Annotated in this window: 6 protein-coding genes and 1 tRNA gene; 1 reads left to right on the top strand and 6 read right to left on the bottom strand. The window is 57.3% G+C overall.

Annotated elements, in window-relative coordinates:
* Nucleotides 1-76 precede the first annotated feature (76 nt).
* The 5 genes from HOJ95_16850 to HOJ95_16830 form a co-directional block, all read right to left on the bottom strand.
* Nucleotides 77-397 (bottom strand): helix-turn-helix domain-containing protein, encoded by a 321-nt coding sequence (locus HOJ95_16850; GenBank protein MBT6396366.1) that lies wholly within the window; start codon nucleotides 395-397, stop codon nucleotides 77-79.
* A gap of 146 nt (nucleotides 398-543) precedes the next feature.
* Nucleotides 544-640: transfer RNA gene (locus tag HOJ95_16845), tRNA-Sec, on the bottom strand.
* 87 nt (nucleotides 641-727) lie between these two features.
* A complete protein-coding gene (locus HOJ95_16840; GenBank protein ID MBT6396365.1) occupies nucleotides 728-1,759 on the bottom strand; it encodes a zinc-binding dehydrogenase in 1,032 nt (343 codons plus the stop codon).
* A gap of 245 nt (nucleotides 1,760-2,004) precedes the next feature.
* Nucleotides 2,005-2,769 (bottom strand): DUF1722 domain-containing protein, encoded by a 765-nt coding sequence (locus tag HOJ95_16835; GenBank protein MBT6396364.1) that lies wholly within the window; start codon nucleotides 2,767-2,769, stop codon nucleotides 2,005-2,007.
* Between the two features lie 35 nt (nucleotides 2,770-2,804).
* Nucleotides 2,805-4,589 (bottom strand): 3-hydroxyacyl-CoA dehydrogenase family protein, encoded by a 1,785-nt coding sequence (locus tag HOJ95_16830; GenBank protein MBT6396363.1) that lies wholly within the window; start codon nucleotides 4,587-4,589, stop codon nucleotides 2,805-2,807.
* Nucleotides 4,590-4,768: 179 nt separating this feature from the next.
* Between HOJ95_16830 and HOJ95_16825 the strand changes: the two genes are divergently transcribed.
* A complete protein-coding gene (locus HOJ95_16825; protein ID MBT6396362.1) occupies nucleotides 4,769-5,119 on the top strand; it encodes a pentapeptide repeat-containing protein in 351 nt (116 codons plus the stop codon).
* A 15-nt stretch (nucleotides 5,120-5,134) separates the two neighbouring features.
* Here HOJ95_16825 and HOJ95_16820 read toward each other — a convergent pair whose 3' ends face one another.
* Nucleotides 5,135-6,742, bottom strand: a complete 1,608-nt coding sequence (locus HOJ95_16820; GenBank protein MBT6396361.1) for a thiamine pyrophosphate-binding protein — start codon at nucleotides 6,740-6,742, stop codon at nucleotides 5,135-5,137.
* Nucleotides 6,743-6,758 lie beyond the last annotated feature (16 nt).

Raw genomic sequence — 6,758 nt, 5'->3', positions numbered from 1 at the left:
CTTAATTCCCTCAACCTTATTCGTCGTCGCTCCCACCAGCCCCCAGAGCTTATGCGGGGGCGGTGGGGCGACTCCTTTAAACCCGTTCCACCTGAGACTGTGTCCCACATTGAGGGCAGCATAGGTTACTCAAGGACATCGGCTTATTGACGTTACCTACCAAGCCACAACTTATACATCTGTAACTGCCTTCTGGAAGTATTGCCGTGGCTACACCAGCAACTTCTTCTCTCTCTTTCAGCCATTCGATCACTTCTTCCTTGGGGAATCGGTTCTGGCCCCCTACTTTTAGACAAGGGAGACCAACTTCCATCAGTCTGTGGATTGTGGACCTAGATATACCAAGGAGAGCCATTAGCTCTTTAGTGCTTAGATATTGCTCTGATGTTGTTTCCATTTTGGGGTTCCTTTATCTGGTGCCGGTTCTGGTGCCGGTTCAGCATCAAAAAAGAGCGTATTTAGTCGCTCTCTGTCTCACTCACCAAAAAGAAAAACCCCGTATAAACAAGGAATTTCCTTGCCTATACGGGGTTAGTGGTAAATTGGCGGGAATGCGTGGGAGTCGAACCCACCTGCGAAGTGATTAGCCCCGCACACTGGATTTGAAGTCCAGGCGGCACACCGGCACCGATCCACTCCCACCGGGGAGAATACATCGCCGTAGGGCTGGGGAAAAGCGTGGCAGGGCCGTTTGGCCGATTTTGATGTTGTCTTTTGAGCCAGAGAGCTACTCGCTCACTTTGAGCACGATTTTCCCGAACTGATCGCCGGCCTCCAAAATTTCGTGCGCCGCGCGGCAATCATCGAGCGTCATCACCCGGTCGACAACCGGCTTGAGCGCGCCCTCGCCCAGAAAGCGCAAAACTTTTTTGAACGTGCCAAGGCTCCCCATCGTCGAGCCCAGGATGGAGAGCTGCTTGGCAAAGACCATGGCGAGATTCGTGTTCCCATTAAAACCCGTCGTTGCCCCGCAGGTGACAATTCGCCCGTGGAAGGCAGCGCTCTTTACGCTCTCCTCCCAGGTGGCCTCGCCCACGTGCTCAAACACGACATTGGCCCCGTCCTTGCCCGTCAGCGCGCGCATCTGCTTGCTGACTGATTCCTCGCGGTAGTTGATCACTTCATCGGCCCCGAGCTCTTTGGCGCGCGCAATTTTCTCGGGCGTTGAGGTCGAGGCGATAACCCGCGCCCCCAGAAGCTTGCCAATCTGAATCGCGGCGGTGCCCACGCCGCTCCCCGCGCCCTGAACCAAAAGCGTCTCGCCCGCTTTCAGGCAGGCCCGCTCGGTCAGCATTCGCCAGGCGGTGATGAAAACAACGGGGCAAGCGGCCCCCTCCTCGAACGAGAGGCCCTCGGGCAGGGGTTGCAGGTTCGGCGTGTTGACGGCGATGTACTCACAACATGCCCCGTTTGATTGCTCGCCAATAATTTCAAACGTGCCCGGCGGCGGATCGTCGCAAAGATAGAAGGGCACCCCGCTGAAGCTCTCAAGCGGATAATCGATGACCCGCTGGCCCACCTCAAAGCCCTTGGCGCCCGGCCCAAGCGCCTTGATAACGCCCGTGAAATCACTCCCCCCGATGTGGGGGATAACCGATTTTATGCCCGGAAGCCCCTGCCGCACGAACAGGTCAAGATGGTTGATGCCAACAGAGCGCACCTCGACAAGCGCCTGGCCGGGGCCTGGCTCGGGCTCAGGGATATCCTCAATCTTAATAACCTCGGGGCCGCCGTACTCATGAAAAATCGCCGCCTTCATTTATCAATACCTCCCGCCGGTAAAACCCGGCCTGATTGTAAATTTTTCTGGATACATACCGGGTATCATTCATCGAGATTCAGGGCAAGTGCCGGGCGTTGGGCGAGGAGCGAGAGGCCCGCGGGTGTGGAGCGAGGAGGCCCAACCACAGCAAATGCCGCGAAAGTGTAGGGAGGTTCGCGGCGGGCGCTGTTTTTAGGGGTATGCGCCCGGCGGAGCGTGATCGAGATATTCGCCTTAGGGAGCTAAAGGGGGAGCGTGAGCCCTTTGGGAAAGGGGGGCTCATAGCGGCCCCGGCGCGCCTTGGGGACGGGGCGGGCGAGGGCGAGGCGAAGATGGGCCTCATAGGCGGGCAGGCGTTTATCTATATCGGTGAATTTGTGGGCAATCTCTGCCAGGGTGGCCCCCTCTTTGGGGCTGTGGGCGGCGAGAAGCGGGCTGTATTCGTCATGGAAGCGGGCGAGTTTTCTCGGGGTGGGCGATTTTTTGAGCGCCCGGAAGGCGGCGAGGGTAAAGAGTTTGGAGAGGAAGTGTTCTCTATTGGCGGGGCTTGTGAGGCGGGCTTCGTCTTCGATGGCGAGGTGGCCGAATTTTGTGAGGACAGCCTCGGCGAAAAGCCCTGCGCCCTTGTCTATGGGGTGGGTGGCATGGAGGTTCGGGAAGATTTTCGTGTCCCGAATTCCGCACGAGGGCGAGCGGCTTTTTAAGATAAAGCCATCGGCGGTGGATATGCCTGCAAGGTATTCTTTCGCGAAACTCCGCATTTTTCTGGTGAGGCGTGCCCCGGTTTTGGGCTGGAGTAATAGGGTGGCGGACCCAGGGCGGATGAGGCGGATGGGCTCGCGCGGTGTGCCCAGGCCGATTTCGACCTCGGGGCAGACGGGCAGAAGCTTCACGTGGGGTAGGAGGTGGTTGATGAAGTCGAAGGGGACGCGGGCCCCATCGTAGCGGCAGGGCGTTAGCTCCAGGCATCTGCTAATTACGAGAGTGGGGCGCGGGAATTTTTGCATGGGCTGGCCGAGGCAGTGGCTCGGGGGCTGCGCTTCTAGTTTCCGTGCTCGTAGAAGCCGCGCCCGGTTTTGCGGCCCAGCCAATTGGCCGATGTCATCCGGCGCAGGATGGGAGGCGCTACGAATCGGGCCTCGCCAATTTCGTCGCCAATGGCGTTGGCGACGAAGGTTTGAACGTCGATTCCTACGAGATCGAGCAAGGTGAGCGGCCCCATGGGGTGGCCAAGTCCGGTCTGGATGGCTTTGTCCATGGTTTCTTTGTCGGCGAGTTCGCTGTCAAAAGCCTGGGCGGCGTGGTTGAGGTAGGGCACGAGCAGCCGGTTGACCAAAAAGCCGGGCCTATCCTTTACCGGGACGGGCATTTTTCCAATGCGCTGGCAGAAGGCGATGCCGAACTCCACGATTTCGGGCGCGGTTTGAATTGCTTGAATGACCTCGACGAGCCGCATTGCGTAGGGCGGGTTGAAGAAGTGGAGGCCCAGCACGCGCTCGGGGCGCTTGGTTTTTGCCGCCATGGCTGTGACGGACAGGCACGAGGTGTTCGAGGCGATGATGGCCTCCTCTTTAACGATGTCGCCTAATTTCTCGAAAAGCGCGAGCTTGATCTCCATGTTCTCGACGATGACCTCGATAATGAGGTCGCAATCGGCGAGCCTGCTCAGATCGGTGGACGTACGGAATCGGTCGAGGATTTCTTTTTTTGCCACCTCGTCCATTTTTCCTCGTTTCACGGCACCCGAAAGATTTTTCTCGATCCGGGCCTTGCCAGTCTCCAATGCCGCTTGCTCCATCTCAATGCCGATGACCTCGATGCCCGCCGTGAGGCAAACCTGGGCGATGCCGCTGCCCATCGTCCCGAGGCCGACGACGCCAACCTTTTGGACCGCATCGGCGATGGGGCCTCCCACAGCGGTGTCATGTGCGGCAAGGTTTTCTTTTTTCGGCTCGGCGACGCCGAACATGCCCGCTTTTTCATAGGTGTAGAATCCGCGTCCCGTCTTGGTGCCGAGGTGCCCGGCGGCGATCATCTTATCCACCAGCGGCGGCGGAAAATATCTTGGGTCCTTGAACTGCTCGTAGAGTGATAGCGAGACCGTTCGATGGATGTCGAGCCCCTCGATGTCCAGCAGGCGCATGGGTGCCATCTTGTAGCCCAGCCCGAGGGTGATGCCAGTGTCGAGGTCTGCCGCCGTTGTGTAGCCAGCCTCGATCATGCGGATGCAATCGTTTTGAAACGGGATGAGGAAATAATTGAGGATAAAGCCCGGCGTGTCCTTGACCTCGATAGGCGTTAGACCTGTGGCCTTAAGGAACGACATGACGGTGCTGGTCGTGTCTTTGTCGGTCAGGGAGCCGGGCGCAACTTCCACCAGTTTGTTGAGGGCGGCGGGCAGGCAGAAGTGTGTGCCGATGACGCGATCCGCGCGGCCCGAGGCAGTGCCCATTTCAGTGATGGGAAGAGAGCTGGTATTGCTGGCGATGATTGCCTCCTCGCCGAGGATGCCGTCGAGATTTTGCAGCAAAGAGATTTTTTCTTCAAGATTTTCGTTGATGGCCTCGATAACAAGATCGCAGTCAGCGAGGTCGGTTATCTCTGTCGTGCCTGAGAGGCGGCCAAGCATAGCCTCCCGGTCTTGGGCGGGCGTCTTTCCCTTCTCGACTCCAGCATCGAGAAATGCATTGATTCGGCCCCGGCCGTTTTGGAGCGCCGAATCATTCGTTTCAAGTACAACTGTCTCCAGGCCGCCTCGAATGCAAACGATGGCGATGTTGGAGCCCATCGTTCCCAGCCCTATAACCCCTACCTTCTTGATGTCCATTTTCGTTTTCTCCGCCTCGATAACGAAGCCTCGTGTTTAAATCCAAAAGAGCCGAAAATTCAGATAAGTCCGATGGACATCATCATAGCGCCGGTGATGTATTTTTTGTAGGTGCCAGATGCGTGATTTTGTGGTTGTTGGCCGTTTCTTTTGGCAGGTGTATCGCCTAATATTCTGATATGGCTATCACGCGTGAGGAAATCGATAAACTGCTAAGCGATTCTAAGCCCCTTGCCCTTGAAGGAGCCGACCTTTCGCGAGTTAACCTCGATGGATTGGACCTTTCAGGGGCGAACCTTCGCGGGGCCCTCCTTGCCGGTGCTTCTCTCAAGGAGGCTAATTTGTCCGATGCGGATTTGCGGGAAGCCGATCTCCATGGCGCAGATCTTGAGGATGCCGATCTTTCCGATGCCCTGCTTACCGATGCCGAAGTGGCGGAAGCCAGCTTTCGGGGCGCGAACCTCGTGGGAGCCGATATCGAGGATGTGAATTTTGACGAAGCTATCCTTGAGGATGTGCGTTTTATCTAAGCGGCGAGCGCCAGATTAATCGAAAACTGTTTCCATGTAGTGCGCCGCGTCCACCACGGCCTCAATCACAGTTGGGCCTTTTGCCTCCAGCGCTTTTTTAACCTCTCTTTCAAGGGCACTAATATCTCTCACCCCTACGGCGGGCACCCCAAAATAGTGCGATGGGGGCTCGCGGTACTCTTCTTCCTGAAGTTCGGTGCCGTAGTATTCGAGGCTCTGGCGCTCCTGCTTGATCTTGATGAGCCCCAGCCATCTGTCATCGAGAACAATAACAGGCAGGGTGAGCCCCATTCGTTTAGCGGCAATCAATTCCCCGCAGGTCATCGAGAAGCAGCCGTCTCCCAATATCGTAACCACGGGTAGATCCGGCCTCGCGAGTTTTGCGCCGATTCCGGCGGGTAGCCCGAACCCCATCGAAGACCAGCCGTTCGTGATGAGAAAGGTGCGTGGATTGTGCGCCGTCCACTGGCTGGCAATCTGGTGGGTATGCGCGCCCACATCGAACGACAAAATGCCCTCTCGCGGGAGGATGCTTCTCACCACATCGATCACCTGGTAGGGCGTGAAATTCTGGGAAGCCGGGCGCAAGGCTTTCTGGAACTCGTCCTTGTGCTGGAGGGCGGCCCCCGAGGGCCACTCATTCGGGCCGCTGTCCATGCCGTTTATTTTTTCAAGGGTCGCATCCAGATCACCCACCACTTCATGTGCCACGTTAACTGAGGCGTCTGTGTCGGCTTTCTCGATATCCACGTGGACAAGCGGTACATCGCCTATCCATGACTCGTATTCGGCCTCGATAACATCATAGCCCAGGCCGATGACGAGATCGGCCTCGCCGATGAAGCTTCGCTGCATCTGCCTTCGGGAGCGTTCGATGCAGCCAATCGAAAGGGGGTGATCCTCATCGATCAACCCTTTCGCCATGGTGGTTGAGGCGAAGGGTATCTGGTGTTTTTCGATAAATGTGCGAAGGGCGTCAGTGTTTTTGATTCGCATTGCTGTTGAGCCGAGAACAGCGATGGGCCGTTTTGCCTCCTGCAGCATCTGGGCGAGTTTTTCAACCTCGGCGTCCGGTGCCGGAGCGAGGCGCTCTCCTTCAGGAGTCTCGGGCACTTCCTCGGTTGCCGCTGCCCGCATGACGTCCTCAGGCAGATCGAGGTGAACCGGGCCCATGGGCTCGCTGAGGGCAATTTTCAATGCTTCTTGAATGGTAGAGGCAATACTGCCTTCGCGCAGTGGGAGGGTCGCCTTGGTAATCGGCTTGAAAAGCGCGTGATGGTCGATGAGCATCTGGATACGCCGGTCAAGTTGATTGGTGTTCAGGTTACATGTAATCGCAATCATGGGAGAGCGATCAAGATATGCACTTCCAACACCTGTGGCGAGGTTGGTTGCGCCGGGGCCCAGAGTGGAAATTCCGAGGCCGGGTTTGCCGGTTATGCGCCCCGTAACTTCGGCGGCGAAACTTGCCGAGCCCTCGTGTGCGGTAAGAACGAATTGGATGCCTCCTTTGCGCATGGCATCCATAAAGGGAATCACGTTACCGCTCGGAATTCCAAAGCCGTGGGTGACGCCCGCATCTTTTAGGATCTTGACGATCAAATCCGCATTGTTCATCGGCATTGTTTTACTCCAGGCG

It is taken from the genome of Nitrospinaceae bacterium (assembly GCA_018669005.1).
GTDB lineage: Bacteria > UBA8248 > UBA8248 > UBA8248 > UBA8248 > UBA8248.
This window is presented reverse-complemented; position numbering and strand designations above follow the sequence as displayed.